The sequence below is a fragment of the Virgibacillus sp. NKC19-3 genome, from assembly GCF_019837165.1.
Taxonomy (GTDB): domain Bacteria; phylum Bacillota; class Bacilli; order Bacillales; family Amphibacillaceae; genus Virgibacillus_L; species Virgibacillus_L saliphilus.
Genome location: NZ_JAGYHC010000001.1, coordinates 2,814,539 through 2,841,480, shown reverse-complemented (window position 1 = coordinate 2,841,480; position 26,942 = coordinate 2,814,539). Strand labels below are relative to the sequence as shown.

The window sequence follows — 26,942 nt, the reverse complement described above, 5'->3', positions numbered from 1 at the left end:
GTCATTTGGGCTTACAAATGCATATTAACGGTAGTAACCGAAGTACCAGCGAAGGAAACACATGGGGAATTTATCGGTGTGAAGGGTAATATGGATGTTAAAGCAAAAAGGTCGAATATTCGTTCGCGATTATGTTAAAATGTTACATGAGTGTGGTAAACTGTAGATAGATCTAAGAACGGAGGCTTGCATTATGGAAAATAAATTTGAGCTTGTGTCGCACTATGAGCCATCTGGTGATCAGCCAACGGCAATTAAAGAAATAGTTGAAAAGGTTCAGGCCGGACAGCGACATCAGACATTGCTTGGTGCAACAGGGACAGGTAAAACCTTTACGATGTCCAATGTCATACAGGAAATTAATCGACCGACATTAGTTATTGCCCATAATAAAACACTAGCCGGCCAATTATATAGTGAGTTTAAGGAATATTTCCCGAACAATGCTGTGGAGTATTTTGTCAGTTTTTACGACTATTATCAGCCTGAAGCATATGTACCTTCCACAGATACATTTATCGAGAAAGATGCAAGTATAAATGATGAAATAGATAAGCTACGTCACTCGGCAACATCATCCCTTTTTGAAAGAAATGATGTATTAATTGTTGCTAGTGTCTCATGCATATACGGGTTAGGTTCACCGGAAGAATACAACAGCCAGGTGCTTTCCCTAAGGATGGGAATGGAGAAAGACCGGGATCGTCTGCTGCGTGATCTTGTCGATATTCAATACGCACGAAATGATATTGATTTCAAGCGTGGGACATTTCGTGTGCGCGGTGACTCAGTTGAAGTTATTCCTGCTTCCAGAGAGGAGCATTGTATTCGATTTGAATTTTTTGGTGATGAAATAGACCGAATCCGGGAAGTGGATGTTTTAACAGGAGAAATTATTGGTGACAGGGAACATGTTGCTATTTTCCCAGCATCTCACTATGTTACCAGACAAGAGAAACTAAAAATGGCAATCGCCAATATTGAAAAAGAATTAGAAGAACGTTTAAAAGTACTGCGAGAGGAAAATAAACTCTTGGAAGCGCAACGAATTGAACAACGGACACATTATGATATTGAAATGTTGCAGGAAATGGGTTTTTGTTCGGGTATCGAAAACTATTCCAGACATTTAACACTTCGGGAGGAGGGTGCAACCCCGTATACATTGTTTGATTATTTTCCCGATGACTTCCTAGTTGTGGTGGATGAATCACATGCGACCTTGCCGCAAGTCAGAGGGATGTACAATGGTGACCGGGCACGGAAACAGGTACTTGTTGACCATGGATTTCGGCTCCCTTCAGCCTTGGATAACCGCCCATTAAAATTTGAAGAATTTGAAGAGAAAACAAATCAACTTATATACGTTTCGGCAACTCCTGGACCTTACGAAATGGAGCATGCTCCGGAAGTGACAGAACAAATTATTCGTCCTACTGGCTTACTGGATCCAAAGATCGATGTACGCCCTATCGATGGGCAGATTGATGATTTGATCGGTGAAATCAATGAACGAAATGACAAAAACGAACGAGTTCTTATTACGACATTAACGAAGAAAATGTCAGAGGATCTTACGGATTATTTAAAAGAACTCGGATTTAAAGTTGCCTACCTCCATTCTGAGATTAAAACACTGGAGCGTATTGAGGTTATCCGTGACCTGAGGGTTGGGAAGTATGATGTACTTGTGGGAATTAACCTATTACGGGAAGGACTGGATATTCCCGAAGTGTCACTTGTCGCCATATTGGACGCCGATAAAGAAGGCTTCCTGCGCTCTGAACGCTCTTTAATTCAAACCATGGGAAGGGCCGCTCGAAATGAACATGGTCAAGCGGTCATGTATGCTGATAAAATCACTGATTCGATGCAGGCAGCAATAGATGAAACGAATCGACGTCGGCGTGTACAAATGACGTATAATGAACAGCATAATATCACACCAACGACCATCAAGAAAGAAGTCCGTGATGTCATACGTGCAACAGTTGCAGCAGAGGATCAGGAAGAATACAATGAAAAGACAAAGAATGTGAGCGAACTATCTGGAGAAGAGAAAACAAATGCCATCGAACAAATGGAAAAAGAAATGAAGGAAGCTGCAAAAGCGCTTGACTTTGAGAAAGCAGCAGAGCTTCGTGATATTTTACTTGAGCTTAAAGCAGGAGCGTGATTAGGATATGCCTAGTAAATCGATTAGTGTACAAGGCGCAAGAGCACACAATTTAAAAGATGTTGATGTAACCATTCCAAAAAATAAAATGACTGTCATGACAGGCTTATCCGGGTCGGGAAAATCTTCTCTGGCATTTGATACCATTTATGCAGAGGGACAACGCCGATACGTTGAATCGCTTTCCGCCTATGCGCGTCAATTTTTAGGTCAAATGGATAAGCCGGATGTCGATGCCATTGAAGGGTTATCACCAGCCATTTCCATTGATCAAAAAACAACAAGCAGAAATCCACGCTCTACTGTTGGAACAGTAACCGAAATATATGATTATTTGCGCTTGCTTTATGCACGTATTGGGCATCCGACTTGTCCGAATCATGGGATTGAGATCAGCTCACAAACGGTACAGCAAATGGTGGATCGTATCTTGGAATATCCGGAACGAACCAAAATGCAAATCTTAGCACCTATTATTTCCGGACGCAAAGGACAACACGTAAAAACCTTTGAGAAGCTGAGGCGGGAAGGCTATGTTCGCATGCGCGTGGATCATGAAATGCACGAAGTGACGGAAGATATTCAGCTTGAGAAGAATAAAAAACATTCGATTGAGGTAGTGATTGACCGTATTGTCGTAAAAGAAGGTGTGGAGGGCCGCTTGAGTGATTCAATCGAAACAGCGCTGCGACTTGGAGAAGGGAAATTAATGGTGGATGTTATCGGACAGGAAGAATTATTATTTAGTGAAAACCATTCTTGTCCAATTTGTGGTTTTTCCATTGGGGAATTAGAGCCGCGCTTATTTTCTTTCAACAGCCCATTTGGTGCCTGCCCGACATGCGATGGGTTAGGGACAAACTTAGAAGTCGATCTTGACCTGGTGATTCCGGATTGGAACCTCACCTTAAATGAGCATGCGATTGCAGCGTGGGAGCCGATTAGTTCTAAGTATTATCCACAATTGCTAAAAAGTGTTTGTACGCATTATGATATTAATATGGACATCCCTGTTAATAAGCTTCCGAAAGATCAAATGGATAAAATTTTATATGGCAGCGGAAAAGAAAAAATCCATTTTTACTTTGAAAATGACTTTGGCAAAGTCAGGGATAATATGATCTATTTTGAAGGTGTCTTGCATAATATTGATAGGCGTTACCGGGAAACATCCTCCGATTTTACCCGGGAGACCTTGGAAAAGTATATGGCTCATAAAAATTGTCCCACTTGTAAAGGACACCGTTTGAAAGAAGAAGCACTGGCTGTATTGATTGATGGAAAGCATATCAGTGAGGTAACGGATTACTCCATCGTAGAGGCGAGTGATTTTTTTCGGAGCCTTGATTTAACTGAAAAAGATCAGCAAATTGCTTCGATGATTTTAAAGGAAATTGACAACCGCCTTGCTTTTTTGAATAATGTTGGTTTGGATTATTTAACATTATCACGAGCAGCTGGGACGCTTTCCGGCGGAGAAGCGCAACGGATTCGCCTTGCTACACAGATCGGATCTGCATTAACTGGAGTGCTATATGTGCTTGATGAACCATCCATTGGGCTTCATCAGCGGGACAATAATCGGTTAATTGCTACATTGAAGCGTATGCGTGACCTGGATAATACACTGATTGTTGTCGAACATGATGAAGACACTATGCTCGGGGCGGATTGGTTAGTTGATATCGGCCCTGGTGCGGGGGAACATGGTGGTGAAGTAGTCGCCAGTGGAACACCTCAAGAAGTGATGGAAAATAAAAATTCATTGACAGGGAAGTATTTATCCGGTGAAAATTTTGTTCCCGTACCGACAAAACGTCGTAAGCCGAATAAATCTAAGATCGAAATCGTCGGAGCGGCGGAAAATAATTTAAAAAATGTGACTGCCAAATTTCCATTAGGATTGCTAACCGTTGTAACCGGCGTTTCCGGTTCAGGAAAAAGTACATTGGTGAATGATATTTTATATAAATCACTGGCAAGGCAACTATATCGAGCCAAATATAAACCGGGAAAACATAAAAAAGTAAAAGGTCTGGATCAGATAGATAAAATCATCGACATTAATCAATCGCCAATTGGACGGACACCACGATCCAATCCTGCAACATATACAGGTGTGTTCGATAATATTCGAGATGTATTTGCTCAAACGAATGATGCGAAGGTACGCGGCTATACAAAGGGACGTTTTAGTTTTAACGTGAAGGGCGGCCGTTGTGAAGCATGTCGCGGTGATGGGATCATTAAAATTGCCATGCATTTTCTTCCTGACGTGTATGTTCCTTGTGATGTATGTCATGGAAAACGATACAATCGGGAAACATTAGAAGTGAAATATAAAGGGAAAAGTATTGCTGACGTGCTAGATATGCGAATTGAAGAAGCGCTGGATTTTTTTGCTCCGATTCCAAAAATCAAACGGAAACTACAAACGATATATGATGTTGGTCTAGGCTATATTAGACTCGGTCAAACGGCAACAACATTATCCGGCGGAGAAGCGCAACGTGTAAAATTAGCAAGTGAACTACAAAAACAGTCAACTGGTAAATCATTTTATATTTTAGATGAACCAACCACTGGGTTACATGTCGACGATATAAAACGCCTTTTAAGTGTGTTGCAGCGTCTGGTTGATAAAGGCAATAGCGTCTTAATTATTGAACACGATATGGATATTGTGAAAACAGCTGACCATATTATTGACCTAGGCCCTGAAGGGGGAGATCGAGGTGGCGAAATTATCGCAACTGGAACTCCGGAACAAATTGCTGATAACAAAGCATCGTATACAGGACATTACTTAAAGTCTGTTTTGGAGCGAGATCGGAAACGAATGGAAGAAGACCTTGCCAAAAAGGAAAAGGTTGGTTCTGGATCCGCCAAGAAATAAGAAATGAAGATAGCAGGCAGGGGTGCTTGCTATCTTTTGATGTTTTTCTTCCGAATTCAGGAATGCAACCTAGAAACGTAATTTTTGACGTGCTCCTTTCTATTCGGTAAGGTAAATAAAGAAGTGTGTTGGGAGGAACTATTAATGAAACCAATTGACATGAATCATGTACAGGAAAACTTAGACTACTTTATAGATAAGCAGGTATATGTTCATTTGGAAACAACGAATGGGGCTTATGCAAGTCATCTGAATAAAAAGGCATATAATGTTGGTGCATACATACGAAATGCACAAGTGTCTTTTAACCAAGCAAAAATAGTTAAAGACGGAAATATCCATCGCGTGGGACTAAAACTGGAAATGGGCTGGATTTATGCAGAAGGCTTAACAGATTGGGAAATGACCGAAGATAACAAGCTTCTACTTGCAGGCCATGATCGTGAAGGCCGCTTAATGGTAGCGTTGGAACTAAGTGAAACTCCTTTTAATTATTAGAACAGGACGGTGATAGAAGTGGAAAAACATGTTGTCGTTATTTATCCGCATCCGGATGATGAGTCTTTTGGTGCGGCAGGAACCATTACGCAATTTCGTAAGCAAGGCGTTCCAGTGACCTATTTATGCGGAACATTAGGGGAAATGGGGAGAAATATGGGGATGCCGCCATTTGCCAATCGGGAAACATTGCCTGAGATTCGCAGGGAAGAACTGGTAAACGCGTGTAATGTGCTTGATGTAGATTTGAAAATGCTTGGCTATCGGGATAAAACAATAGAATATGAAGATCGTGCTGAAGTTGCCTCACATCTAAAAGGTATGCTGGAAGAAATCGAGCCAAGTCTTGTCATTACACATTATCCAGATTATGCTGTACATCCTGATCATAATGCATTAGGATCAGCAGCAGTTGAGGCTGTACGGTTAATGGACGTCCGGAAACGCCCGGTTGTTTGGGCTCAAGCAATTTCAAATAATTATGAAGCGGACATAGGGAAGCCTGAAATTACGAATGATATTTCCGATTATTTTGATACAAAAATGGGTGCGATAAGAGCCCATAGTTCTCAGGCTAGTGGAATCCTGCGTCAATTTGAACCAGAAGAGCAAAATATTGATGAAGATATTAAAAGAAGATTTAGTACGGAGGAATTCTTTATTTGGGAATTTAGAGATTGATTGGAATGCGAGAGGGAGTAGGGAAAGCGAGCACCACTGAAATAGGAGCCAACAACGTCAAACCGGTAGAGACCGGTATCAAGTTGGAAGAGCGAATTCCCCAATTGGGAGACAGACTTCACTTCAGTAAGCTCGCCAAGTGAATCCCAAATTCACCCCTCTATCTCCGGTTAAAAAGAACCATTCCTACGCAACCTAACATATACTGGTTAGGAAAGTTATAAGACGACAATTTAAGGGAAAAGACAAAAGGGAAGGAGGTGAGTTCCTATGAAAAAACTTTATCGATCAAATTCAAACAGAATGGTTGCAGGGGTTATTGGTGGTGTTGCAGAGTATTTTAATATAGATGCAACTATTATTCGGTTATTATATGTTGTTTTATTATTTATGACAGGATTTTTCCCGCTTTTACTGGCCTATATAGTGGCTATTTTCATCATACCGAATGAGAGGGAGATTTATTAATGCTGTTACGCTGGATTATTTCAATTGTTTTAAATGCGGTGGCACTTATTGCTGTAGCGCAGCTATTTGATTCTTTTCAATTGGAAGGGTTTGGTACAGCGCTATTGGCAAGTTTCATTCTGTCCATTTTAAATGTTATTGTAAAGCCGATTTTGGTTCTCTTTACATTACCGATAACTATTTTCACACTTGGTTTATTTCTATTTGTGATCAATGCCATCACGCTGATGATCACACAGGCATTAATGGATGCTTCTTTTGTGATAGAAGGATTTGGTACAGCGGTTATAGCTTCTATTGTCATTTCAATTATCAATTTGCTTTTAAACAGTCTAGTTAAAGATACGGTAAGATAACATGCGTAGGTAACCTGCCTACGTTTTTTATTTTTGGAAAAGCATGTTGCCAATCAATCATGTAATAGCGTTTTTTATTTAAAAATATGCTACAATAAAAAACAGTTATATACATCGAATTTAGGAGGTGTACATGATGTCAAAGGTTCAGACAAAAGAATTGCTGGACAATTTCAATTTGACCTTGGTTGCAGGGAAAGATGGGATACATAGAGAAATTATTACGAGTGACATATCGCGTCCGGGTATAGAGATGACAGGATACTTCAAATACTATCCAAAAGAGCGTTTGCAGTTAATTGGTAAAACAGAAATGGCCTATTTCCTGGAACTTACGGAAGAACAAAAAAAGCACCGTGTTGAACATCTTTGTACAGATATTACCCCGGGGATTGTTATATCAAGAGGGATGGATATTCCTCAAGTCATGATTGAGGCTGCAAATGAATCAGGCGTGCCCATTTTGAAATCACCGAGAAAGACAACGCGTGTCATAAGCAGATTAACCAATTACCTGGAGACAGCCTTTGCTCCAACGACTGCTATTCACGGTGTACTTGTTGATATCAATGGTGTCGGTGTACTCATAACAGGGCAAAGCGGGGTTGGAAAAAGTGAGGCAGCACTTGAAATTGTAAAACGGGGACATAGGCTTGTGGCGGATGATAGTGTGGAAATCAGCCAAGAAGACTATGATACATTAATCGGCAATTCGCCGCCGCTTATTAAGCATTTATTGGAGATCCGTGGCTTAGGTATTATAAATGTGATGACGCTATTTGGAGCAGGGTCAATCAGAAGTTATAAAAAGATTTCGCTGATTGTAAGTCTGGAAATATGGGATCAGAAAAAGCAGTATGATCGCCTTGGTATCGAAGAAGAAACCATGAAGATTATGGATGTCCATTTACCAAAAGTTACCATTCCGGTTCGTCCTGGAAGAAATCTTGCCGTCATTATTGAAGTTGCAGCAATGAATTATCGCCTGAAACGAATGGGGATAAACACGGCACAGGAATTCACGGATCGATTAACGACAATGATCGAAAGACAAGAAACAGATGATATCGAATAGGAGTGATTGTAATGCCAGACAGTGCATCAGCGCTTGATCCTGTATTTATTCAACTTGGTCCATTACCCATCTACTGGTATGGCGTAATTATAGCAGCCGGTTTATTCCTTGGCTTGTATGTAGCAACCAAAGAGGCAGATCGTCTCGGTATGCAAAAAGATATCATGATTGATTTAGTAGTGTTTGCGGCTCCTGTTGCCATTATCTTTGCTCGTATCTATTACGTTATCTTTGAATGGGAACGTTATGCCAACGGTCCATGGTGGAATGTTTTTGCAGTCTGGGAAGGTGGTATTGCGATACATGGTGCATTAATAGGTGCCGTTCTTACAGCTATTGTTTATGCACGTGTGAAAAAGGAATCTTTCTGGCAATTAGCAGATATCGCTGCACCTGGTCTTATACTTGGGCAGGCAATTGGACGTTGGGGGAACTTTATGAACCAGGAAGCCCATGGCGGAGAAATTGCCCAATCTACATATGAGCATTTTCATCAGTATCTACCTGATTTCATTATGAACCAAATGACTATTGATGGGGTCATGTACCATCCGACATTTTTATATGAATCATGTTGGAACATACTTGTATTCATTTTCCTACTTGTACTCAGGCGATACAATCCATTACGTGGTGAAGTTTTCTTAACGTATTTGATTACGTATTCGATTGGTCGCTTCTTTATTGAGGGGATGCGAACGGATAGTCTATATGTATTTGTCGATGGTGGACTTCGTATGGCGCAAGTGATTTCGATTGTATTAATTGTTGGGGCTATTATCCTTTTCATTTATCGTCGTCGAACAAGTGATACAAAACGGTATAATGATGTTAAGCTTCCTGGTAAAAAGAACGTCAATCAGAATAAGAAAAAGAAACAAAATAAGAAAAAAAATAAATAACATTCGCTTGGTTTTGTGAAAGAAATTTCTTAAGCTATTCTTTGCTTGTTAGAAATGTATTCGTTGGAGTGTAAGTTTTTAACATAGAAAAGAGGTTTTAAAAAAATATGTCTGCAATTATGTATCGTGGCCTGCAACAAGGCTTAAAAACAACCTGGGCATTAGGCAAAATCATTTTCCCGATTACACTAATTGTAACTATTTTACAATATACACCTGTGCTGCCATGGATAATTGACAAAATAACGCCTGTGATGGGGCTGCTTGGGTTATCAGGGGAAGCTGCGGTTCCCCTGGTGTTAGGTAATGCCTTGAATTTATATGCAGGAATTGCCGCGATTGTATCCTTTGAGTTTACGATAAAAGAAGTATTTATACTAGCGGTAATGCTTTCATTTTCTCATAATTTATTTATTGAATCAGCAGTGGCATCGAAAGTAGGTGTAAGCTGGTGGCTCATATCCGGAATACGTATTGGTTTGGCGTTAATTGCCGCCTTGATCATTAATTTGATGTGGAACGGTGGTGCGGAACTAGCAGAATATGGTCTTATTTCGTCGTCTGAAGTGGTACCGGCAGGTTGGGGTGAAATTACTTTCCAGGGTATACAAACAGCAGTTGTCGCAGTCGCCCAGCTGGCAGCGATTGTTATTCCGTTAATGATTATTATGCAATTTTTACGGGAGAAAGGGTGGTTGACTGCACTCTCCACTAAATTAGCCCCATTTACAAAATTGCTGGGAATGGAAAAAAATACATCCATGACCCTTGTGGCAGGATTAACGATTGGTTTAGCCTATGGAGCAGGGTTAATGATCCAGGCGGTGAAAGAAGATGGAGTGTCCAAAAGAGATATGTCTCTTGCACTCATATTCTTAGTATCTTGTCATGCGGTCGTTGAAGACACGTTGATTTTTCTACCGTTGGGTATTCCAGTATGGCCGCTGCTTCTTATTCGATTGGTTACAGCTACAATATTAACGATGACGATCGCATTTATATGGAAGCGGCTTGATTCCAAGAAGGGGGATGAAGTAATCCATGAGCATTCGTACAATACTCTTTGATCTTGATGGGACATTGATTGACACAAATGATTTAATTATCGCTTCCTTCAATCATACATTTAAGCAATATAATTTAGACTTTACGAAAGAAGAAATAATTGAGTTCAATGGCCCACCATTAGTCGATACATTTCGAAAAATAGACCCAAAGCGGACGGATCAAATGATAGAAACATATCGCGTTCATAATCTTGCTAACCACGATAACTATGTCAAAGCTTTTCCACAAGTTGTTGATACGATCGAGCAGTTAACGAATAATGGCGTAAAGCTTGGGATCGTTACGACAAAGATGAGCAAGGCTGTTACGATGGGGCTAACGTTAACAGGACTGGACCCCTTTTTTGATACGGTGATTACATTGGATGATGTGACGCATTCAAAACCACATCCTGAACCCGTTATCAAAGCAATGGAGAAATTACACGCAGAGCATGCTTCGACATTAATGGTTGGTGATAATTATCATGATATTGAATCAGGCAAAAATGCGGGCATACAGACAGCCGGGGTAGCTTGGACGCATAAAGGCAAAAGAAGGCTTCTGGAATACAATCCAACCTACATGCTTGAGGAAATGCATGATTTGTTGAAAATCACGGCTGCTTTTTAAAAGATTTTGCTTTTGATACAGAAGATATAAACTGCGACGTAAGTGTAGAATTCTCTTTGCGACCGATGGTTGAGTGCTTGGATACCGCTACGGAAATACACTTCGCGCACCTTAGGGCGGCTGGTGAGCCCCTTCCTGACGTGCGCACTCCTGGGTCTCACCGATGCCTTTCTTCCCGCCGGAGCTCCGTGTATTTCCTCCGCTAATGTCACAGTTTCTGTCGCTAAATTTCATTCGTATTCAACACCGAACTGGTAAGAGGGCCTCGATATGTTTGATATGCTTACAAATGCAGTTTAACGATAGGAATGGGACCACCAGCGGAGAAAACACATGAAGACTCCTGCGGGAGCAAAGGCCTAGATGAGACGCCGAAGTGCGGTTAGCACAAGGAGGCTCATCAGCCCCCTAAGGTGCGCGGAATGTGTTTCCGTAGCGAATGCCTACGCTCAACTATCATTAGAACGAGAGCCTTCTCATAAAGTTACTTTCACTACGTCGCAGTTTCTATCAATCGCGAAATGTTAAAAGTAATAATAGGTATGAGAAGAGCTAAATCACTGAGGTGTAGCCAATGCGAAAGACAAAGCGATTTCCCGTAGAAAATGCAAATTCACTGTGGCAGATTTATAAGACGGTATCTTTCTTCAAAGTCGCTAAAAATTTTAGTGTTATCCAACTTGCAAGGTATACGCCTTTTTTACGTGTGAAAAATTGGCTATATCGTACTTTTCTGCGTATGCACGTTGGTGATCAAACAGCTTTTGCACTAATGGCGATGCCAGATATCATGTTCCCGGAAAAAATAACGGTTGGTAAAAATAGTATTATTGGATATAATACGACGATTTTAGCACATGAATACTTGATCGAGGAGTATCGAATCGGGGAAGTTCGGATTGGGGACGAGGCTTTAATTGGAGCAAATACGACGATATTGCCAGGTGTGACGATCGGAGATAGGGCGATTGTTTCTGCTGCAACATTGGTGCATAAAGATGTAGCACCGGGAACTTTTGTCGGCGGCAATCCAATGAAGGTTATTTATACAAAGGAAGAAATGGAAAAGCGTGAACGAACTCTTTCAGATAAGTAGGTGAAATGAAGTGGAAATTCAATCAGGGATACTCCCGGCAATACGAAAAATGAAAGATTTTGATAAGGCACTTGAGACTTCTCATGAGATAATTGTGCTTTTGGAAACACGCCTTTCCCAGTTAAAAAGCCTTGTGGATTATGCGAAACGGGCGAATAAGAAAGCATTCATTCATGCTGATTTAATTCAGGGGCTGAAAGCAGATGAATATGGAATGGAATTTTTAATCCGGGAAGTGAAACCAGATGGCATTCTATCAACACGCGGAAACGTAATCAGTTTGGCGAAGAAACATAACTTAGTAGCCATTCAGCGTTTATTTTTACTGGATAGCCAAGCTCTCGATCATAATTTTAAGTTGATTGAACGGTTTCAGCCTGACTGTGTGGAAGTACTACCCGGTTTGATGCCAACTATTATTGAAGAAGTACTGGTGCGGATGAACATACCAGTTATAGCAGGTGGACTGATAACAAAAGAGGAGCAGATAACAGCAGCTTTGGATGCTGGTGCAATTGCTGTTTCTACATCAAACATGAATTTATGGAAATATTAAGCTCATCTGCTATACGTAAGAAGGAATGCTATGTTATACTAAAGATAAGTTAATAAGTTTGGACGGAGAATTGGAGAAACCGCAGATAGCTAGTGTCAAAAACATTAGTCTATTTTGCGGTTTTTTATTTGTCCGTTTTCAACACATGAGTTAAGCATAATGAGGGAAGATATAGGTATAGAAAATAGTGAAGAGGAGTGTTGGAATAATGTCTAATTTTTCAAGCTATAATCGGGATGCGGCTTTTAAAAAACTGGAAAATGAAAAACTGGATGTACTAGTGATTGGTGGAGGCATTACAGGTGCAGGTATCTCCCTTGATGCCACCATGAGAGGGATGAATACGGCGGTATTTGAAATGCAGGACTTTGCCGCGGGGACCTCCAGCCGTTCGACAAAGTTGGTTCATGGCGGATTGCGCTACTTGCAGCAATTTGAGATTAAAATGGTTGCAGATGTTGGAAAAGAACGCGCAATTGTATATGAAAACGGGCCACATGTAACCACACCGGAATGGATGATGCTTCCATTTCATAAAGGAGGTACATTCGGTCCTTTTACAACAAATGTCGGATTACGCGTATATGATTTCTTAGCAGGTGTTAAAAAAGATGAACGCCGCCAGATGTTCAAGCCGGAAAGAGCACTGAAAAGAGAACCATTAATTAAAAAAGAAGATCTTAGAGGTGCAGGCTTTTACGTTGAATATAAAACAGATGATGCACGTTTAACAATTGAAGTACTCAAAAAAGCAGTAGAAAAAGGAGCAAATGCGCTTAACTATGCGAAAATAATTGACTTTATTTATGCGGATTCTGGCATGATTTCTGGTGTCGTTGTCAAAGATGATATAAGTGGTGCAACCTATCAGATATTTGCGAAGAAAATTATTAATGCTGCAGGGCCTTGGGTTGACGAATTACGCGAAGTGGATGGGTCGAAACAAGGGAAATCCCTTATATTGACGAAAGGTGTCCACCTCGTATTTTCAAAAGATGTGTTTCCATTACAACAAGCCATTTACTTCGATGCACCTGATGGACGGATGATTTTTGCAATACCTCGTGGTAATAAAGCATATGTAGGTACAACAGATACTACGTATGAAGGAAATATTGCACATCCAAAAATGACGGAAGCTGATCGGGATTACTTGTTGGATGCTATCAATTATATGTTCCCAAGTGTCAATATGAAAGCAGAACATGTGGAATCAAGCTGGGCAGGATTACGTCCATTAATCGCAGAAGAAGGAAAAGATAATCCGGGAGAGATATCCCGAAAGGATGAAATTTTTATTTCTGATTCTGGACTTATTTCGATGGCTGGAGGAAAGCTGACAGGCTATCGGAAAATGGCAAAAGAAACAGTTGATTTGATTGTTAAGCAATTCAAAGAGGAAGAAGAAATTCTTTACTCCAATTCTGCAACGAAACATTTACCGATTTCCGGAGGAGAAGTAGGTGGTTCGGACGGATTTGAACAATTTAAACAAGATAAGCTAAAGGAAGGAAAAGAAATTGGGCTTACAGAAGCGACGGCGATGAAACTTATTCAGTCATATGGGGCAAATAGCGATACTGTTTTTGATATCTATCAACATAAACAGGAAGAAGCAGAAAAAGCGGGTATTGACAGTATTGTTTTTGCAGAGCTTATTTATGCCATGGAATACGAATCAGCTTACAAACCAGTGGATTTCTTTGTCCGTCGAACGGGAGCATTGTTCTTTGAAATTGAGTGGGTAAGAGCACATAAAGAAAACGTGATCCATTATATGGCACAAGCATTAAATTGGAGCGATAACCAAAAAGAAAGCTACAAACAAGAGCTTGATCAACTATTACAAGAAGCTGTAACTCCGGTGAAATAAGAATTTCATAACTGATCTTTGATGAATTATCGTATAAATCCCCCTTTCCTTATGTTATACTTGCGTGGTGTGCAATGAATGAAGGGGGGCTTACGAATGCAGCAAGTGAAGGATAAAGCTGGTGACAATATTGTCCCTTTTATTCCGGAAGGTGATTTTTATTTCACAAAAGGCGTAGAAGCTTTTCAAAAGAGAAAATTTGACATGGCATTGAAATGGTTAAAAAAAGCGGTGGAAGCAAGACCCGGAGAACCATTATATCAATGTCAAATGTCTATTATATATACAGAAATTGGTTCGTTTCATACAGCAAATCAGATACTAACCGATCTTTTAAAATCAACAGAATATACGGATTGCTATTATTTGATCGCGAATAATTACGCCCATTTAGGCCTCTTAAATGATGCAAAAAAGTATGTGAACACATATCTTGATAAAGAGCCTGAAGGCGATTTTACAGAGGAAGCCAAAAGCTTGCTTCATTTAATCGATATCGATGAAGTAGATATGGAAGATGATAACTGGGATTTAGACGAAGAAGATGAACTTCTTATCTATCAGGAGACGGTTTTTTACCATATGGAAAACAAACAGTGGGAAAAAGCACTTCCGCTTATTGAAGAAATGATAACACTATTTCCGGGGCATCCAACGGCAAAACATGACTATGCACAGGCACTATTCTTTTTTGGCCATAAAGAGGATGCAATCCAAATGGAATTAGACATATTGGAGGAAGACCCTGCTTCTTTATACAGCCATACGAATTTAGCGTTATTTCAGTATGAATTAAATCGAAAACAAGCATATGAAAAGCATATTCAGACATTATTAAATGTATATCCTATTCATGAACAGCAAAAACTACGAATAGCTGTGACGTTAGTACGAACAGGGTATGATCAGGATGCTTATATCCGTTTTCGCTCACTGACAAAAAGTTTGGTAAATAGCCATATTTCCTATTACCGAGGGTACAGTATAGCCGCATATCGCATCGGGAAGCAAGAAGAAGCATATGCTTTGTGGACAGAAGGCTGCAGAAAGCATCCAAGCCTATCGGATGAAGTGTATCCCTGGGTATAAATATAAGCAAAAAAATAGACGAATCGCATGGATTTTAATAAGCTATATATGGCTTAATTATAATTGAAGAAAAAAGGGGCGATATGATGTCCGAAGATCGTATGTTTGATGTTATTATTGCAGGCGCCGGACCAGCAGGAATGACCGCAGCACTTTATGCTTCACGTGCTAACTTAGATACATTAATGATTGAACGCGGCATTCCGGGAGGCCAAATGGCAAACACGGAAGATGTGGAAAACTTCCCTGGATTTGAAAATGTATTGGGACCAGATTTATCGAATAAAATGTTCGAGCATGCTAAGAAATTTGGTGCGGAATACGCATATGGTGATATAAAAGAAGTGGTCGATCATGGTGACTACAAAACAATCGTTGCCGGTAAAAAGGAATTTAATACAAGGGCATTGATCATTACGACAGGCGCACAATTCAAGAAGCTGGGTGTTGCCGGTGAGGAAGAGCTCGGCGGTCGTGGTGTATCTTATTGTGCTGTTTGTGATGGAGCCTTTTTCAAAAATAGAAATCTTGTCGTTATCGGTGGGGGAGACTCTGCGGTAGAAGAAGGTATTTATTTGACCCGCTTTGCTGATAGTGTAACAATCGTGCACAGACGTGATGAATTGCGGGCGCAACGAATCATCCAGGATCGAGCATTTGATAATGACAAAATTAATTTTATTTGGGATACGGTTGCAACGAAAATCAATGGTCCTGAAGGAAAAGTGAATAGTGTTTCACTCAAAAATGTGAAAAACGGTGAAGAATATGACCATCCAATTGATGGGGTGTTTATTTATATTGGTATGGTTCCATTAAGCGAGCCTTTCCAATCACTTGGAATTACAAATGAAGAGGGTTATATTCCAACAAATGAACAAATGGAAACAAGAGTTCCAGGGATTTTTGCAGCTGGAGACATTCTTGAAAAAAACCTTCGACAAATTGTGACAGCTACAGGTGATGGAAGTATTGCAGCAGAAGCGGCAATTAAGTATGTGGAAGATTTGATGGAAGATTTAAAAGCGCAAGAAGCATAATAATGAAATAACATTTTAACGCTGTTGTAACACGCATGCAATATATTTGGGGTATAATAGAGAATAACTAATTGACCCCCTTTTAATAAATAAATTAGTTTTTTGCACAGGTGCTTGTCACCTGTGCTATTTTTTTCGTATTCGCCATATCTTGTCCAATCGTGTCATTCTTTAGCGTAGAAGTCGCATTTTGTTACTTTTATATTTATCGTTGGCATATCCTTTGCATCGCAAGTGAACCAAGAACGTGGCGAAATAACAAGTTTTCTATTATAATGGAAGTATTATAATAATAAGTTATGTAGTGAGTGCTTCACAGCATAGTAATAGATATAATTAGTGGCTTTTGTGAGTTGTTGCTCAGTTGATATAAAATAAGACGTAACCTATCGCTTCAGAAATACACTACGCGGACCTTAGGCGGCTGGTGGGTCCTCTCGTGCTCGTCGTGTTGCAAGTGATTTCTAGGGTATATCACTCCTTGCGAAAAAGATTGCTGGCGCGTCGAGATCTCACACGACACAGTTTATATTTTACATGTCAAATGCAATAATCTCTTGGAAACAGCCTAATTATTAATTCAAGCACCAATTTTACATGTTTCTAGTTCCTTCCATTTAATGGTTTCAAAGGGGAGATTTTCAATGAACAACGAAGAACAGGAAACAAAGCTAGTCATTATTACAGGAATGTCAGGGGCTGGAAAGACGGTTGCCGTTCAAAGCTTTGAAGATTTGGGCTATTATTGCGTAGATAACTTGCCGCCTACATTGCTGCCGAAATTTCTTGAATTGATGAAAGATTCGACAAATAATATTCGAAAAGTAGCGTTAGTCATGGACTTACGTGGTCGTGAGTTTTTTGATTCCTTGGTTGAAGCTTTGGATTTATTAGGGAAAGAAAATTGGTTGCAAGAGCATATTCTTTTCCTTGACGCAACGGATGAATCGCTTGTAAGCAGATATAAAGAAACAAGACGTTCCCATCCGCTAGCTGTTGAGGGGCTCCCATTAAATGGCATACAGCAGGAACGCGAAATTTTGGATGAATTACGGGGAAGGGCGCAACGAGTTATTGATACAACGAATGTAGAACCGAAAGAATTACGGGAAAAAATTATAAATAAATATACTGAAGATAATCAGGAAATATTCTCTGTTCACATGGTTTCATTCGGATTTAAGTACGGTCTGCCGATTGATGCAGATTTAGTATTTGATGTCAGGTTTTTGCCAAATCCGCACTATGTATCTCATTTGCAGCCATTGACAGGATTGAATAAAGAAGTTTCTTCCTATGTCTTTAAATGGCCGGATACAATAAAATTTAATGAAAAAGTACTCGATTTATTGCAGTTCATGCTTCCGCAATATAGAAAAGAGGGAAAATCACAGCTTGTTATTGCAATAGGGTGCACGGGAGGACAGCATCGTTCTGTAACACTCGCTGAATATTTTGCGAAAGAACTATCGCTTACTTATATAACACACGTCAGTCATCGTGATATTGATAACAGAAAGGGTAATTAATTATGACTCAAACGAAGCAACCACGCGTCGTTGTTATAGGCGGTGGTACTGGTATGCCAGTTCTATTACGTGGATTAAAAGACTTGCCGATTCACTTAACATCACTTGTTACCGTGGCTGATGATGGCGGAAGCACAGGGAGATTACGGGATGAAATGGAAATCCCGGCACCAGGCGATATACGCAATGTAATCGCAGCTCAATCTGAAGCTGAACCTATGCTGCTGGAGCTTTTTCAGCATCGCTTTGCGGTCGGAAACGGACTATCGGGACACTCCATGGGCAACCTGTTACTTGCAGCCATGACATCCGTTACCGGTAATTTTAATATGGGGATCAAAGAAATTTCCCGTGTTTTAAATGTAAAAGGAAAAATATATCCCATCTCTAATGATAATATGGCTTTGCATGCGAAAATGACAGATGGATCCATTGTATCAGGAGAATCCAATATCCCTCTTTCCAATAAGCAAATAGAAAAGGTATTCTTAAGTCCACAACCTGTTGAGCCACTACCAAATGCCATTCGGGCAATTGAAAATGCAGATTTAGTTGTCATTGCTCCCGGCAGTTTGTATACAAGTATTTTACCTGCAATGATCACACCCAAAGTTGATGAAGCGATAAGAAATACCGCCGGAAGCGTAGTCTATGTGTGTAATGTAATGACCCAGGACGGTGAAACAACAGGATATACCGCTTCTGAGCATGTCCAAGCGATCACTAAACATGTGGGAGATGGATGTGTGGATGCGATTGTTGTACATAATGAGCCGATTGCACAAACAGTTCGTGCGATTTATGCCGAAGAAAAAGCAGAACCGGTTGTTTATGATACGGATCGCCTGCTCGAGATGGGGCTTGAGATTATTGAAGGAGATATTATTGACTATGAAAAGGCGGCACTAAGGCATGACACAATCAAAGTGGCGAAATTACTGTATTCAATCATTGAGACGTCTCAATGATTAGAAAGGAGGGTTCATATTGTCTTTTGCTTCAGAAATAAAGAAAGAATTAACAGGGATCGAGGTAGAAGACCTGCAATGTGTAGAATCAGAACTGGCAGCATTGATTCGTATGAATGGAGCTGTTTCTGTATCAAGAGATGAATATGTGCTTGATATACAAACAGAAAATGCAGCTATTGCCCGCAGAATATATACATTAATGAAGTCGCTCTACGGATTTCCAGTCGAATTATTAGTCCGCAAAAAAATGAAACTGAAGAAAAATAATGTCTATATCGTCCGCTTAAAGGAAGAAGTTCGTACCCTTTTATCAGACTTGGATATACTGCAGGAACCATATACATTAGTGCGTTCTATTTCAAGGAAGTATATAGAGAAGACCGACTCCAGAAAAGCCTACTTACGCGGTGCATTTTTAGCAGGTGGTTCGATTAATAATCCTGAAACGTCATCTTATCATCTAGAGATCTTTAATTTTCATCAGGAACATAATGATTCATTATGTGATTTGTTAAATGAATTTAACCTTCGAGCACGGACGTTGCAACGCAAGAATGGTTACATTGTATATATTAAGGAAGCGGAGAAAATGACGGAGTTCCTTAGTTTAATTGGTGCCCATAATGCGTTGTTTAAATTTGAAGACGTTCGTATCGTCCGTGATATGCGCAACTCAGTAAACCGCCTTGTGAATTGTGAAACAGCTAATTTAAATAAAACGATTGGTGCAGCATTCCGACAAATTGAAAACATTAAATTCATTGAGAATACCGTAGGAATCGATCAATTACCGGAAAAGCTTCAAGAGATTGCCATTTTACGCGTCCAGCATCAGGAGGTTTCGTTAAAAGAATTAGGAGAATTAGTAACGAGTGGGAAAATCTCCAAATCCGGTATTAACCATCGCTTGAAAAAAATTGATGAATTTGCCGAAAAACTTAAAAATAGGGAAGTATTACAGCAAAAATAGAAATTGGATTTATGGTATAATCGAAATAGAATATACGAAATCGACAGTAGCTATATATGTTGCTGTCGGTTATCATTGAATAAAAATGATAGCGTTTACGTAGAGGGGGATGAATGTTGGTTGATCGAACGGTTACAGTAGAATTGGAATCAGGTCTGCAAGCAAGACCAGCTGCACTATTTGTGCAGGAGGCAAACAGATATGGTGCACATTTGTTTCTTGAAAAAGAAGGTAAAAGAGTCAATGCGAAAAGCATTATGGGTCTAATGAGCTTGGCCATAACCCGTGGAGAGGACATTATGATTATTGCAGATGGTGATGATGAAGAAATTGCACTAGATCACTTAGTACGTTTTGTTTCGGAAACATAATAAAAGGGTGTCTCATTTGAGGCACCCTAAAATGTTATTTATCTGCGTTTGGATTACGTTCTAGAATTTTGTCAATCAATCCATAGTCTACGGATTTTTCAGCAGTCATAAAGTTATCGCGTTCTGTATCACGTTCAACAACTTCTATTGGTTGTCCGGTACGTTCAGAAAGAATCACGTTCATTTTTCGTTTCATTTCAATAATGCGTTTTGCATGGATTTCGATATCCGTTGCTTGACCTTGTGTACCACCTAGTGGTTGGTGAATCATCACTTCACTATTTGGAAGAGCATATCGTTTTCCTTTTTCACCAGCTGCCAACAGGAAGGCACCCATTGATGCTGCCATTCCAGTACAGATAGTTGATACATCAGGTTTAATGAATTGCATTGTATCAAATATGGCCATACCAGCTGTAATGGAGCCACCCGGTGAGTTAATGTAAAGTGAGATGTCTTTATCCGGATCTTCTGCTTCCAAGAATAATAGTTGTGCTACAATGGTGTTGGCTACATTATCATCGATTCCACTACCAAGCATAATAATACGATCCTTTAATAAGCGTGAGTAAATATCGTAGGCACGCTCTCCACGATTTGTTTGTTCAATTACTGTAGGTATTAAATTCATTTTTAAAAATCCTCCCTTATTCATAACGTCTATATTCATCATACCTAAATGGTCAATAAAGGTCAAACAAAAACGTTCAACAAATTGATTTGCCAAAATACTACATTCCAGCATACCCATCTGATAAAAAAATAAACCTGTCTGACTATTTTCGTAGGACTTGTATAAATTAGATAGAAAGGTTATAATATTTTTTGTGACAAATTTAAATCACATGCGCCCATAGCTCAGCTGGATAGAGCACTGGTTTCCGGTACCAGGAGTCGGGGGTTCGAATCCCTCTGGGCGCACTAAGAATAAAATCAGTAATGGCAAGGGGTTAGTACTTTTATTCCCTTGTCATTTGTGTATAAAAGTAGCGGATTGCAAATAAATCGCAAACGTCAAGTTTCTTTCTTTCTTAATTAAAGATATTAGTATTTTATTTAAACAATGAACAAAATCTTTTTTTCTTCTTTTTTAAAATCGGCTGTCCTAGCGCTTTTTTCTTCACGTATTTCTTCGGATTAGTTATAGCTGTCACTCCACCTTTACCGTATCCAGGTGTAATGGATTTTTTTACTTTCCTCTTCACACTAGATTTAGCTTTTGAAATAGGGGACTTTGGTTTTTTTACCTTCACTTTTATCACCTGCTTTAAATTTGTGTCTACCATCGATAGCTACGCTTAAATATTGTAAATCCTGTTTATATAGACTATAATTTTAACGCATGCTAAAGAAAGGTTTTTAACTTCTCTATCGCCATTCTTTAGCCTTGTAACTATCCAACGATTGATGCCTGTTAATGGTTGAATCTTATAGGATGTTAAACCGAATTGAAGTGACGCCTCAAGTCTTTTAAGCACTAGTTTCTTCCTTTTGCCTTCTTAATTACATTATAGCATAGCTGATATAGATTAAAATAAACCAACCAAGCTCTTGTTTTGGAGGAAATTTACAGACCGGATTAATGCCCTCTTTACTGTTCTTATACGTGTTCGGGAAGATGGCTGTTCATTCTATAATTGCAGCAAATAAACGAGGAGGTGATCGGAATCGAAGCCTCGGAAAGGACATCTCCCTTGACAACTATTCCATATTAGGTTAAACTATTAAAATAGTTGAAATCGCATACATAGTAGGTGGGGTTAAATGATATGTATGGGGACCACATGATTTACATTATTGGAGATGCTAAAGCTCCCTCCAATAATCCTATTACAAAGCAATATAATGGCTTTTTTATTGGATTGGTCATTAATAAAGAAACACATGAAATTGTAGATTTTGATTGTTCGGCTACGATTGAATTAACCGTTCGTTTTCTCAGGTCTTTGTTTATAAAAGAAAACATGACAGATACTACCACGATTGTTAACAAGATAGAATCCCGATATTTCGGCTCATCCCAAAAAGGAATAATCGTGGCGTATAAAGATGCATTGAAGAAATATAAACAAATCATTTCGGATACTGCTTCACTACATTAACAAGTGAAACCCAGTATATAACAAATGTACACATTTGTTATATACTGGGTTTCTTCATGAAAGAGGAGGAATGCTGCAAGTGATACAGGATACGTTTTTATACATCAGTGTACTAATTGCATTAGCAGCAGTGATCGTTTGGATAGAAAAGTCAACATCGAGTAAATTTTTTAAGTATGTTCCAGGTATTGTCCTACTATATCTTACTGCCGCGCTACTTCGGACATTTGGCGTGTTTGGGGATACGGAGGTGATGAGTGAGGCCAATTCGAATCTTAGGGATATCCTGCTTCCTGCTATGATTGTTCTTATGCTGATCAATTGTGACCTGCGTAAACTCCGTAAATTGGGGGGAAAGATGCTCCTTGGATATGCAACGGCTGCCATTAGTATTGTGGTGGGTTTTACCGCTGTTTACACTATTTTCAGCAATTGGTATGCTCCGGATACATGGCAGGCTTTTGGTGCGTTGTCCGGGAGCTGGACTGGCGGTTCTGCAAATATGGTCGCCATCCAGGGTATACTGGATGTCCCTGAAAATATATTTGGATATGCTTTGATTATGGATACGGTCAATTACTCTGTTTGGGTGATGTTTTTATTCTGGCTTGTCCCATTTGCATCAAAGATTAATAAGTGGACAGGTGCAAGGACGGACCATCTTGATCAGGTGCAAGTCGAACTGGAAGAAGATAATACGAACAACTCCGTTGGTTTTAAAGAAATGATGGTTATGCTTGCATTTGGGCTACTAGTTTCAGCAATTGGTGCTAGAATTGGAGAGGCTTTACCAGAAATAGGTACCGTGATTAATGCTACTACCTGGACCATTACGATTGCTGCTGTCATTGGGCTTGTATTAGCAACGACTCGATTTTCCAAAATGGCTGGATCCATGGATATTGCTAATGTAATGTTGTATATCATCATTGCATTGATTGCATCCAATGCAGATTTCAGCCAATTATTCCAAGCACCAATCTATATTATCAGCGGATTTCTAATTTTATTTATTCATTTAGTAGTAATGGTATTATTAGGCAAAGTTTTCAAGCTTGATTTGTTTACATTAGGAATTGCAAGTCTTGCTAATATTGGCGGCATGGCATCTGCGCCAATGCTTGCCGGTTACTATAATCGTGCCCTTATTCCCGTTGGTGTTATCATGGCACTACTGGGGTCATTCCTTGGCACCTATATAGGTCTTTTTGTTTCCCAAATCCTTTCCATGATATAAACGTTAACACACAATCACCCCATCTACATTCAAGTGTCTTTACAGGAGGTTAACGATGATTACAGATGTAACAGTAACACATACGAGAAATAAGCTAAAAGAGCCATTCATTACTGCGATTCGGAGCGTAGATGAAATAGAAACACTTACCATAACAGTTGAAACCGATGATGGGTTTTATGGAGTTGGAGCAGCATCGCCAACTTTAAAAATAACTGGCGATTCCTTAGAAAGTATACAGAGTGCTGTCAGAGGTCCAATTAAACAAGCAATTATCGGTACACCGCTAAAGTCTTTGGAACATTTAGTTACAAAGGTGAGAGATGCCTGTGTTGGTAATACAAGTGCAAAGGCAGCAGTTGATATCGCTTTGTATGATTTGTTTTCCAGAAAATATCAACTTCCGATGTATCAACTCTTAGGTGGATATCAAAGAGAAATTACGACAGATATGACACTGAGTATCGGAGAAGAAGCTGAAATGGCTGCAAAAGCGAAGTCATTAGTACAGCAAGGATTTAGCGCATTAAAGGTAAAACTTGGAGGGGAGTTTCAGGAGGATTTATCACGAATGAGGCGGTTGCGCCAGACAGTTGGTGAATCCATTCAGTTGCGAATTGACGCAAATCAGAGCTGGGATGCGAAGACTGCCGTCCGTTTTATCCGGATGCTTGAGGAGGAACAGCTTGATATTGAATTTATTGAACAACCGGTGAAGGCTGCCGATTTTAAAGGATTAGCCTATGTAACAAACGCTGTCCATACACCAATTATGGCAGACGAAAGTCTCTTTTCTGCAGCAGATGCACTTAGGCTGGTTCAAATGGCTGCCTGTGATTTATTTAATATTAAACTGATGAAAACTGGTGGGATTCGCGAAGCAATTGTAATAGCAGATATTGCTGAGGCTGCCGGCATTCCATGTATGATCGGCAGTATGATGGAATCGCCGATTTCTGTTTCAGCAGCCGTACATCTAGCCTGTGGACATCGTAACATTATTTATGCTGATATGGACGCTCCGCTTTGGTTGGAAAAGTTGGAAGATACATTGGTAGATGGTATGATTTCCTACAATGGGCCGCGGATTTCTTGTTTGGAAAGATGAAGGTAAAATAAAATTGCTCAGGATTCTAGCTTTCTTATCGCATTAATTTAGGTAAGCGCCCTCTCCTGCAACGGGAAGAGAGGGCGCTTATTTGATTTTTATATGACTTTCGATTCATTTTAACAATAAATGATTGAATTTTTTTATTGATGATATAGTATTACATTACTGAATTTTAGTATCTATACAATGTCAGAAATGGGAAGGAGGCTAATAATGAGTATTGAAAGCGATTACAAAATGGAATATGAAGCAGAGAAAAAAACAGATTTTGTGAAAGTAGCTAAAAGTAGTAGCTTTAAACAATTGATTAAAGCAAGGAAGAAATTCATTGTCCCATTAACGATCTTTTTCTTCATCTTTTATTTTATGTTGCCTGTTTTGACTTCCTATACGACATTCATGAATGCCATGGCAATTGGCGACATATCATGGGCGTGGATTTATGCTTTTGCGCAATTTGTGATGACCTGGATTCTTTGCATTGTTTATGTAAAAAAATCTGCTTCCTTTGACAAGCAGTCAAACCAAATTATTGAAGAACAGTTAAAGAAGGAGGAGTAGCGGCATGAATCTAACGGTCATTGTTTTATTTCTTATTATCGTATTGGCAACATTGATTATAACCTATTATGCAGCTAAACGAACACAAACAACTGGGGACTTTTATACAGCAGGGGGAGGTTTAACAGGCTGGCAAAATGGGCTGGCCATTGCAGGTGATTATTTATCAGCTGCTTCATTTCTCGGAATTGCCGGGGCCATTGCATTGTATGGATTTGATGGGTTCTTTTACAGTATTGGTTTTCTTATTGCTTATTTAGTTGTGATGTTTTTAGTAGCGGAGCCTTTGAGAAATCTTGGAAAATATACCATTGCTGATATGATTAATGCACGTTTTGATGCTAAAAAGGTTAGGGGTGCGGCAGCGTTAAGTACCATAACGATTGTCATATTTTATATGATTGCACAACTCGTTGGTGCAGGTGCGCTCATACAATTATTATTTGGTATAGATTATTGGATCGCTGTATTGATCGTTGGTGTCATGATGACAATATACGTATTGTTTGGAGGAATGACAGCGACAAGTTGGGTGCAAATTATAAAAGCTGTTCTACTCATGATCGGTACATTGATCATTGCATTTCTGGTCTTTCAACGATTTGATTTTAATATTATGCATATGTTCAGTGAAGTAAAAACAGCGACAAGTCATGGTGCGGATTATCTTAACCCTGGCTTGCAATATACAGTTCCTTTAGATACTATTTCACTCATGCTGGCACTTGTATTGGGAACAGCAGGCCTGCCACATATTTTGATGCGTTTCTTCACGGTAAAAAATGCTAAAATGGCAAGGACCTCCGTTGTAACAGCAACATGGGTAGTTGGAATTTTTTATATTCTAACCGTTTTCCTCGGCTTTGGTGCAGCTGCATTTGTAGGGGAAAGCCAAATTTTAGCAGCAAATCCGGCTGGAAATATGGCGGCACCATTGTTGGCGGAAGCACTTGGCGGCGATTTCCTATTTTCTTTTGTTTCCGCTGTGGCATTTGCTACTATTTTGGCAGTTGTAGCAGGACTTGTCTTATCAGGTGCTTCGGCATTTGCTCACGATATTTATGGCCAAATCATAAAGAAAGGAAAGGCTTCTGATCGGCAGCAAATGTTAGCAGCACGGTATGCTTCATTAGGGGTATCTGTTTTTTCCATTTTACTAGCTTTAATGGCGCAGACGATGAATGTTGCCTTTCTGGTTTCCTTGGCCTTTTGTGTAGCTGCAAGTGCTAACTTGCCAGTAATTTTGTATACGATTTACTGGAGACGCTTTAACACTACAGGAGCCATAACGGCGATGTTCCTTGGGTTACTATCAGCACTAATTCTTGTTTCTATGAGTCCCAATGTTTTTTCGCCAACAGAAGGCGCGGCCATTTTTGTTGGAGATCCGATTTTCCCATTAACGAACCCTGCTATCATTTCTGTTCCATTAGGGTTCATTGGAGGATATCTGGGAACGATACTTTCGAAAGATCAGGATATCGAACGCTATGCTGAAGTAAAGGTAAGAGCGAATACAGGGTATAGAGGTAGTTAGGAAGACGTTCTACAAAAAAGAATGAGGCAGGGGGAGATTTACATCCTTCTGCTTTTTTTGTAGCATCATAAATTATATAATTTTTGTGATTGTGGTTATTTCGTAGCCAAACAAGCCACGTCCGGATTCAGTGCCCAGTAACTAGCAGTTTTTTGGGTGGGACGAAT

Annotated in this window: 26 protein-coding genes and 1 tRNA gene; 25 read left to right on the top strand and 2 right to left on the bottom strand. The window is 39.7% G+C overall.

Going from position 1 to position 26,942, the window contains the following annotated elements; translation table 11 throughout:
* Nucleotides 1–193 precede the first annotated feature (193 nt).
* From uvrB to KFZ56_RS13735, 19 genes are all read left to right on the top strand, one after another.
* Nucleotides 194–2,176, top strand: coding sequence for an excinuclease ABC subunit UvrB (uvrB, locus tag KFZ56_RS13825; RefSeq protein ID WP_222642492.1), 1,983 nt, complete (start codon nucleotides 194–196; stop codon nucleotides 2,174–2,176).
* A gap of 7 nt (nucleotides 2,177–2,183) precedes the next feature.
* Nucleotides 2,184–5,072 carry an excinuclease ABC subunit UvrA gene (uvrA, locus tag KFZ56_RS13820; protein WP_222642491.1) on the top strand — a complete coding sequence of 963 codons (2,889 nt, stop codon included), beginning with the start codon at nucleotides 2,184–2,186 and terminating at the stop codon, nucleotides 5,070–5,072.
* A 144-nt stretch (nucleotides 5,073–5,216) separates the two neighbouring features.
* Nucleotides 5,217–5,570, top strand: a complete 354-nt coding sequence (locus KFZ56_RS13815) for a YojF family protein (protein ID WP_222642490.1) — start codon at nucleotides 5,217–5,219, stop codon at nucleotides 5,568–5,570.
* Nucleotides 5,571–5,588: 18 nt separating this feature from the next.
* Nucleotides 5,589–6,251: a bacillithiol biosynthesis deacetylase BshB2 gene (bshB2, locus tag KFZ56_RS13810; protein WP_222642489.1), complete on the top strand. Its 663-nt coding sequence runs from the start codon at nucleotides 5,589–5,591 to the stop codon at nucleotides 6,249–6,251.
* A gap of 270 nt (nucleotides 6,252–6,521) precedes the next feature.
* The gene (locus KFZ56_RS13805) at nucleotides 6,522–6,719 is read left to right on the top strand and encodes a PspC domain-containing protein (RefSeq protein WP_222642488.1); all 198 of its coding nucleotides are present in this window, start codon (nucleotides 6,522–6,524) and stop codon (nucleotides 6,717–6,719) included.
* Nucleotides 6,719–7,075, top strand: coding sequence for a phage holin family protein (locus tag KFZ56_RS13800; RefSeq protein WP_222642487.1), 357 nt, complete (start codon nucleotides 6,719–6,721; stop codon nucleotides 7,073–7,075). Before KFZ56_RS13805 ends, KFZ56_RS13800 begins: the two co-directional genes overlap by 1 nt.
* Nucleotides 7,076–7,211: 136 nt before the next feature.
* Complete coding sequence (gene hprK, locus KFZ56_RS13795) at nucleotides 7,212–8,150, top strand: HPr(Ser) kinase/phosphatase (protein WP_222642486.1); 939 nt, start codon at nucleotides 7,212–7,214, stop codon at nucleotides 8,148–8,150.
* A gap of 11 nt (nucleotides 8,151–8,161) precedes the next feature.
* Nucleotides 8,162–9,052, top strand: a complete 891-nt coding sequence (gene lgt, locus KFZ56_RS13790; protein ID WP_222642485.1) for a prolipoprotein diacylglyceryl transferase — start codon at nucleotides 8,162–8,164, stop codon at nucleotides 9,050–9,052.
* Nucleotides 9,053–9,159: 107 nt separating this feature from the next.
* Nucleotides 9,160–10,119, top strand: a complete 960-nt coding sequence (locus KFZ56_RS13785) for a nucleoside recognition domain-containing protein (protein WP_222642484.1) — start codon at nucleotides 9,160–9,162, stop codon at nucleotides 10,117–10,119.
* Complete coding sequence (gene ppaX / locus KFZ56_RS13780; RefSeq protein WP_222642483.1) at nucleotides 10,094–10,732, top strand: pyrophosphatase PpaX; 639 nt, start codon at nucleotides 10,094–10,096, stop codon at nucleotides 10,730–10,732. Before KFZ56_RS13785 ends, ppaX begins: the two co-directional genes overlap by 26 nt.
* A 574-nt stretch (nucleotides 10,733–11,306) precedes the next feature.
* Nucleotides 11,307–11,828 (top strand): acyltransferase, encoded by a 522-nt coding sequence (locus KFZ56_RS13775; RefSeq protein WP_222642482.1) that lies wholly within the window; start codon nucleotides 11,307–11,309, stop codon nucleotides 11,826–11,828.
* 10 nt (nucleotides 11,829–11,838) lie between these two features.
* On the top strand, nucleotides 11,839–12,384 hold the full coding sequence (locus KFZ56_RS13770) for a glycerol-3-phosphate responsive antiterminator (protein WP_222642481.1): 546 nt from the start codon (nucleotides 11,839–11,841) through the stop codon (nucleotides 12,382–12,384).
* Nucleotides 12,385–12,592: 208 nt separating this feature from the next.
* The gene (locus tag KFZ56_RS13765; RefSeq protein ID WP_222642480.1) at nucleotides 12,593–14,257 is read left to right on the top strand and encodes a glycerol-3-phosphate dehydrogenase/oxidase; all 1,665 of its coding nucleotides are present in this window, start codon (nucleotides 12,593–12,595) and stop codon (nucleotides 14,255–14,257) included.
* A 96-nt stretch (nucleotides 14,258–14,353) separates the two neighbouring features.
* On the top strand, nucleotides 14,354–15,346 hold the full coding sequence (locus tag KFZ56_RS13760; RefSeq protein WP_222642479.1) for a tetratricopeptide repeat protein: 993 nt from the start codon (nucleotides 14,354–14,356) through the stop codon (nucleotides 15,344–15,346).
* A gap of 86 nt (nucleotides 15,347–15,432) precedes the next feature.
* Nucleotides 15,433–16,386 carry a thioredoxin-disulfide reductase gene (trxB, locus tag KFZ56_RS13755; RefSeq protein WP_222642478.1) on the top strand — a complete coding sequence of 318 codons (954 nt, stop codon included), beginning with the start codon at nucleotides 15,433–15,435 and terminating at the stop codon, nucleotides 16,384–16,386.
* Between the two features lie 644 nt (nucleotides 16,387–17,030).
* Complete coding sequence (gene rapZ, locus KFZ56_RS13750; protein WP_222642477.1) at nucleotides 17,031–17,915, top strand: RNase adapter RapZ; 885 nt, start codon at nucleotides 17,031–17,033, stop codon at nucleotides 17,913–17,915.
* Between the two features lie 2 nt (nucleotides 17,916–17,917).
* Complete coding sequence (mgfK, locus tag KFZ56_RS13745) at nucleotides 17,918–18,883, top strand: gluconeogenesis morphogenetic factor MgfK (protein ID WP_222642476.1); 966 nt, start codon at nucleotides 17,918–17,920, stop codon at nucleotides 18,881–18,883.
* 19 nt (nucleotides 18,884–18,902) lie between these two features.
* On the top strand, nucleotides 18,903–19,856 hold the full coding sequence (gene whiA / locus KFZ56_RS13740) for a DNA-binding protein WhiA (RefSeq protein WP_222642475.1): 954 nt from the start codon (nucleotides 18,903–18,905) through the stop codon (nucleotides 19,854–19,856).
* A gap of 116 nt (nucleotides 19,857–19,972) precedes the next feature.
* Nucleotides 19,973–20,227 (top strand): HPr family phosphocarrier protein, encoded by a 255-nt coding sequence (locus KFZ56_RS13735; protein ID WP_255585145.1) that lies wholly within the window; start codon nucleotides 19,973–19,975, stop codon nucleotides 20,225–20,227.
* Between the two features lie 34 nt (nucleotides 20,228–20,261).
* Here KFZ56_RS13735 and clpP read toward each other — a convergent pair whose 3' ends face one another.
* Nucleotides 20,262–20,858, bottom strand: coding sequence for an ATP-dependent Clp endopeptidase proteolytic subunit ClpP (gene clpP, locus KFZ56_RS13730; RefSeq protein ID WP_222642473.1), 597 nt, complete (start codon nucleotides 20,856–20,858; stop codon nucleotides 20,262–20,264).
* Nucleotides 20,859–21,074: 216 nt separating this feature from the next.
* Here clpP and KFZ56_RS13725 point away from each other — a divergent pair.
* Nucleotides 21,075–21,148 (top strand) — tRNA-Arg (locus KFZ56_RS13725).
* A gap of 131 nt (nucleotides 21,149–21,279) precedes the next feature.
* Here the strand turns inward: KFZ56_RS13725 and KFZ56_RS13720 are convergent.
* A complete protein-coding gene (locus KFZ56_RS13720; RefSeq protein WP_222642472.1) occupies nucleotides 21,280–21,480 on the bottom strand; it encodes a hypothetical protein in 201 nt (66 codons plus the stop codon).
* A 516-nt stretch (nucleotides 21,481–21,996) separates the two neighbouring features.
* Between KFZ56_RS13720 and KFZ56_RS13715 the strand changes: the two genes are divergently transcribed.
* The 5 genes from KFZ56_RS13715 (at nucleotide 21,997) to KFZ56_RS13695 (ending at nucleotide 26,775) form a co-directional block, all read left to right on the top strand.
* Nucleotides 21,997–22,329, top strand: coding sequence for a DUF3870 domain-containing protein (locus KFZ56_RS13715; protein ID WP_222642471.1), 333 nt, complete (start codon nucleotides 21,997–21,999; stop codon nucleotides 22,327–22,329).
* Between the two features lie 79 nt (nucleotides 22,330–22,408).
* Nucleotides 22,409–23,566 (top strand): DUF819 family protein, encoded by a 1,158-nt coding sequence (locus tag KFZ56_RS13710; RefSeq protein WP_222643995.1) that lies wholly within the window; start codon nucleotides 22,409–22,411, stop codon nucleotides 23,564–23,566.
* Between the two features lie 55 nt (nucleotides 23,567–23,621).
* Nucleotides 23,622–24,674: a dipeptide epimerase gene (locus KFZ56_RS13705; protein ID WP_222642470.1), complete on the top strand. Its 1,053-nt coding sequence runs from the start codon at nucleotides 23,622–23,624 to the stop codon at nucleotides 24,672–24,674.
* A gap of 216 nt (nucleotides 24,675–24,890) precedes the next feature.
* Nucleotides 24,891–25,238 (top strand): DUF485 domain-containing protein, encoded by a 348-nt coding sequence (locus KFZ56_RS13700; protein ID WP_222642469.1) that lies wholly within the window; start codon nucleotides 24,891–24,893, stop codon nucleotides 25,236–25,238.
* A gap of 4 nt (nucleotides 25,239–25,242) precedes the next feature.
* The gene (locus KFZ56_RS13695; protein WP_222642468.1) at nucleotides 25,243–26,775 is read left to right on the top strand and encodes a solute symporter family protein; all 1,533 of its coding nucleotides are present in this window, start codon (nucleotides 25,243–25,245) and stop codon (nucleotides 26,773–26,775) included.
* Nucleotides 26,776–26,942 lie beyond the last annotated feature (167 nt).

Coding starts and splice junctions, on each gene's coding strand:
- KFZ56_RS13695 (WP_222642468.1), top strand. CDS start 25,243: ATGAATCTAACGGTCATTGTTTTATTTCTTATTATCGTATTGGCAACA.
- lgt (WP_222642485.1), top strand. CDS start 8,162: ATGCCAGACAGTGCATCAGCGCTTGATCCTGTATTTATTCAACTTGGT.
- KFZ56_RS13805 (WP_222642488.1), top strand. CDS start 6,522: ATGAAAAAACTTTATCGATCAAATTCAAACAGAATGGTTGCAGGGGTT.
- KFZ56_RS13775 (WP_222642482.1), top strand. CDS start 11,307: ATGCGAAAGACAAAGCGATTTCCCGTAGAAAATGCAAATTCACTGTGG.
- uvrB (WP_222642492.1), top strand. CDS start 194: ATGGAAAATAAATTTGAGCTTGTGTCGCACTATGAGCCATCTGGTGAT.
- rapZ (WP_222642477.1), top strand. CDS start 17,031: ATGAACAACGAAGAACAGGAAACAAAGCTAGTCATTATTACAGGAATG.
- KFZ56_RS13765 (WP_222642480.1), top strand. CDS start 12,593: ATGTCTAATTTTTCAAGCTATAATCGGGATGCGGCTTTTAAAAAACTG.
- uvrA (WP_222642491.1), top strand. CDS start 2,184: ATGCCTAGTAAATCGATTAGTGTACAAGGCGCAAGAGCACACAATTTA.
- hprK (WP_222642486.1), top strand. CDS start 7,212: ATGTCAAAGGTTCAGACAAAAGAATTGCTGGACAATTTCAATTTGACC.
- KFZ56_RS13815 (WP_222642490.1), top strand. CDS start 5,217: ATGAAACCAATTGACATGAATCATGTACAGGAAAACTTAGACTACTTT.
- KFZ56_RS13800 (WP_222642487.1), top strand. CDS start 6,719: ATGCTGTTACGCTGGATTATTTCAATTGTTTTAAATGCGGTGGCACTT.
- KFZ56_RS13705 (WP_222642470.1), top strand. CDS start 23,622: ATGATTACAGATGTAACAGTAACACATACGAGAAATAAGCTAAAAGAG.
- mgfK (WP_222642476.1), top strand. CDS start 17,918: ATGACTCAAACGAAGCAACCACGCGTCGTTGTTATAGGCGGTGGTACT.
- KFZ56_RS13715 (WP_222642471.1), top strand. CDS start 21,997: ATGTATGGGGACCACATGATTTACATTATTGGAGATGCTAAAGCTCCC.
- KFZ56_RS13760 (WP_222642479.1), top strand. CDS start 14,354: ATGCAGCAAGTGAAGGATAAAGCTGGTGACAATATTGTCCCTTTTATT.
- trxB (WP_222642478.1), top strand. CDS start 15,433: ATGTCCGAAGATCGTATGTTTGATGTTATTATTGCAGGCGCCGGACCA.
- KFZ56_RS13700 (WP_222642469.1), top strand. CDS start 24,891: ATGAGTATTGAAAGCGATTACAAAATGGAATATGAAGCAGAGAAAAAA.
- clpP (WP_222642473.1), bottom strand. CDS start 20,858: ATGAATTTAATACCTACAGTAATTGAACAAACAAATCGTGGAGAGCGT.
- ppaX (WP_222642483.1), top strand. CDS start 10,094: ATGAGCATTCGTACAATACTCTTTGATCTTGATGGGACATTGATTGAC.
- KFZ56_RS13785 (WP_222642484.1), top strand. CDS start 9,160: ATGTCTGCAATTATGTATCGTGGCCTGCAACAAGGCTTAAAAACAACC.